The sequence below is a fragment of the Hafnia sp. genome (genome assembly GCF_036648275.1).
Taxonomy (GTDB): Bacteria; Pseudomonadota; Gammaproteobacteria; order Enterobacterales; family Enterobacteriaceae; genus Hafnia; species Hafnia alvei.
The window spans coordinates 1-3,240 of the sequence record NZ_JAVXIQ010000068.1; the positions used below are offsets into that span (position 1 = coordinate 1).

Annotated in this window: 2 protein-coding genes; both read right to left on the reverse strand. The window is 51.1% G+C overall.

Annotation, left to right across the window (positions count from 1 at the left end; all coding sequences use genetic code 11):
• Positions 1-46: 46 nt before the first annotated feature.
• The gene (locus RSC70_RS20970; RefSeq protein ID WP_114444333.1) at positions 47-1,231 is read right to left on the reverse strand and encodes a cytochrome c; all 1,185 of its coding nucleotides are present in this window, start codon (positions 1,229-1,231) and stop codon (positions 47-49) included.
• Positions 1,228-3,138: an NAD(P)-binding protein gene (locus tag RSC70_RS20975; protein ID WP_008812479.1), complete on the reverse strand. Its 1,911-nt coding sequence runs from the start codon at positions 3,136-3,138 to the stop codon at positions 1,228-1,230. The genes RSC70_RS20970 and RSC70_RS20975 overlap by 4 nt, the downstream gene beginning before the upstream one ends.
• Between the last annotated feature and the right edge of the window lie 102 nt (positions 3,139-3,240).

A 3,240-nucleotide genomic window follows, 5' to 3' on the forward strand; every position in this document is an offset into this window, starting at 1 on the left:
TGGATGGAGCCTAATACAACGGCTCCATCCCCTTTGACTTCAAAGGTTATTTATCAAGTTCCTTACGTACTTTTCCAACCTGCTCAGCCGTAACCGGTTCTGCTTTATTGCCCCAGCTACCGCGTAGATAGCTCATCAAATCCGCGGCCTGCCGATCGTCCAGCGCCCAGCCGTAACCTGGCATGCCGTATGACATATGTTGCTGCGTAACCGGTGTTTGCGCACCGTCGAGCACCACACGGATCAGCGTTTGCGGATTATCAGCATTAACGGTCAGATTACCTGCTAAGCGAGGAATCGTGTAATCCACGCCTTCGCCTTTGGTGTTATGGCAGGTTGAACAATAGCGAGCATAGGTTTGAGCGCCAGACTGCATTGACGCTGCCGTCGGTGCTTTCACTTTGGCATCATTCGGCAACGCTTCCAGACTCAGTAAGTAAGTCGCAATGCCATTGAGATCGCTATCGGTGAGGTACTGTGAACTGTGCGTCACGACCTCGCCCATTGGGCCGCTTAGCGCAGCGTGGCGGCTACGCCCGCTTTTCAGCAATGCCACCAGATCGTCTTTGCTGACGTTAAGACCACGCAGCGATGGCGCATACCAGCCATCCAGCTCCGCGCCATTCAAGAAACGCAGCTCGGCCTGATCCATTCCCTGCTCTTGCATCGCCCAACCACGCGGGGTATGGCATGCACCGCAGTGGCCTGCACCTTGCACCAAATAGGCACCGCGATTCCACTCATCGCCTTTTTCCGACTGCGGCTGATAAACCCCCTCTTGCAGGAAGAGTGAATTCCAGATGCCCAGCGGCCAACGCATCGACAATGGCCAAGGAATATCGCTTTTCTGATTTTCCACGGACTGTGGTTTCACTTCAGTCATCAGATAATCGTACAGGGCACGCATATCTTCAGGCGTCATTTTGGCGTATGACGTGTATGGCATCGCTGGGTACAGATGGTGCCCATCTTTCGCGATCCCCTGCCGCATCGCTTTATCAAAATCCTCAAAACTATAGCTGCCAATGCCGTGTGTTTTATCTGGCGTAATGTTGGTAGCATAAATATTACCCAGAGGGGTCGCAAAACGCATGCCTCCAGCTAACGCCTGCCCCTGAGGAGACGTATGACAAGCGGCACAGTCGCCAGCTTTTGCCACGTACTCACCAGCCGACATCGCATTAGCGCCTACGCTGGCCGCAAGCAGCGTCAGCATCATTAACGGTTTCATACGTTCTCCTTATTCATCGCCGTAAGTTCGTTCACTGCTCTCCAAGCCTGATCGACGGCCGAGTTGGCATACGGGCTCCAATCAGAATCCGAGTTTGCAATGGTGATGCGCCCTATCGGCTGGCGGGCGGTATGAATAATTTGCTCAGCTTCTTTTTCATCATCGAATAGACCGTTCAGGAAATAGGAATAGCCGTGTGACCAGCGGTTAACCGTAATGGCCTGAATATCGCGCTGATGATCGAAGCCAGCGGCACCAAACATGCCCTGTAGCTGCTCGCGGATCATTTTTTCATGGACTTCGAACGGCGTGCCCAGCAACAGAGCTCGTCCTTTACGCGACTGCTCACGTGGGCTTAAGCCGCTTCCTGGCAGCGTTGGCACATAAACCATGTGTAATCCAATCGGCTGATTAGGATCACGCGGATGTTCATAGCCTCCCATATTCACGGGATAGTCCAGTTTGACTCGGCTGTACGGCGCAGCAGGAGAATAGATTTCATGCACGCCCAGTTTCATAAACGGCTGCCAGTTACGGATCACCACTTTGGAGTAAACCAGCGGCGATTTGACGTTTTCCTTCAGCGCTGCCGCCTGTTTCTCAGGCATTTCCGGTACTAAATAAGGAATCATCATGTTGTAACCCGCCATCACAACTTGACCGGCGCGCACCCGATGCAGCTTATCTCCGGTCAGATAGGTCACATCAACGGCCTGTTTTCCCTGCTCGCTAACGTTCGCCACATGCACGCCCGTGCTATTCAGACGCAGGCGTACCGGAGAGTCTTTTTTATCGAGTTGGCTGTAATCAAATTTCGCCAACACGATGCTTTCCATACTGTCGCCCGGCGCGACCGCAGGAATTAAATGACGAACCATCAAGCGCGCCAAACCGGCATTACCATCAGGGAAATGGAAAATATAAGGCTCATCCAAATCGGCCAAGGACTCTGCGTCAAGTGGAGGCAAATTCATTCCATCCAGCCCTGGTAACGCACAAATGCGAGCGTCGCTACACGAAGTAGCATCAATGCCAACCGCTTGGAAGTCGTTCGTCCTTTGCTGGAAATAACGGATCGCAATTTCACTAAGACCCACTTTTTCCCGCAGGAATTGACTGTAACTATGGCTATCTAACCACGCCACTTTTTCATCAGTATTCAGTTCTGGCAGGTAATCTTTCTGCTCGGTGTGCAGCGCAATCAGCGCGTTACGATCGGATTCAGACAGCGGGAAATCGTTAATAAACGCGGTGATGTCACGCCCGTTTAAACGATCCGGCGCAATATCATCCGCTACCGCACGTCCGGGATCGCCGTTAACAATCTTATCTACACCAAAGTTTTTACGATCGAAGTAAACGCCACGGCTGAGTTTGAGATCGGGATAGAAATTCTGATCGAAATCTTTCGCCATCTGCTCAATATCAACGTTAAGCGTTTTCAGCAATCCCATCGCAACAGGGCTAAAGTTGGTTCGTGGTGATTGAAAAGACTCACTGCCGCCGTAGCCAAGAATCGTTTTACCTTCAACGTTAAATTCATTGCGCTTGGCATGACCACCGAAGTCATCATGGTTATCCAACAACAAAATGCGCTGATTTTTACCCTGTAGCTGCTGCCAAAAACAGGCGGCCGCCAAGCCGCTAATTCCCGCCCCTACAACAACCAAGTCAAACTGTTCCTCGACGGGAACACTTTTCGGATCGAAATGTTTACCTTCACGCCCCAAGAGATGCGCGGCTTCAAACGATCCTGGATGATTGCCGCGTAAGCCCGTTAGCGTCGGCGGATAGTACAGACTTTGGGTTAAAGCCTGAGGTGATGCACGTAGTGCCTGCCACGGTGTTAGCCCCGCTGCAATGGTAATTGCCATCCCATTGAGAAAGTCACGTCTAGTGATGCTCATAATGCTTCCCAGTTTTATTTTAAGAATTGAAATCGAAGGAAAAACACAGTTATTTTACATAAAAATAACATGAGAGGGGGATAAAAAATGTGGGGTAGATAG